The sequence below is a fragment of the Candidatus Symbiopectobacterium sp. NZEC127 genome (genome assembly GCF_025962675.1).
Lineage (GTDB): Bacteria > Pseudomonadota > Gammaproteobacteria > Enterobacterales > Enterobacteriaceae > Symbiopectobacterium.
Map to the genome: position 1 here is coordinate 1 of NZ_JAGFPG010000116.1, position 503 is coordinate 503.

The window sequence follows — 503 nt, forward strand, 5'->3', positions numbered from 1 at the left end:
TATTCGCCCACCATCCGCCATAAAGCTGACCAAAGCTAGGTGCCAGAAATGCTGTACCATACGATAAAGTAACGCGATAATCGGGGACGAACTCCCATCCAGCCGCAGTCTGCCAAGTATTATGGCGATCATATTGCGTACTATCATCGGTACGAACGGCACCTTCCAGCGTTAACTGATCAAAATAACGCTGCTGCGCTGACAAATACAATCCAGTATTTTCACGTGAATACGCTTCACTACCTGAGCCCGATTTTTTCTCTTCCCGACGCCAGTCTACGCCACCACTGACCGTTCCTGAACCAACCTGGACAGCGTTGCCCCATAACACGCTGCGCTGGGTAATCTCTGCAAGTGAATAACCTGTAGAGTAGTTACCGTTTGTACTATTGAAGTTATAGTCCTTATAAGTCTGATAGCTCCCTACTAACTGAGAACTCCATCTTTCATGCTGAAAACGTAAGCCCGAATCAAAACTTTTGGAATAGAGTTGGCGTACATCG

The 503-nt window shown here is 46.9% G+C and carries 1 protein-coding gene; it reads right to left on the reverse strand.

Going from position 1 to position 503, the window contains the following annotated elements; all coding sequences use genetic code 11:
- Positions 1-503: TonB-dependent receptor domain-containing protein (locus J5069_RS24195; protein WP_264646169.1), on the reverse strand; the 503-nt coding region annotated here is incomplete at both ends.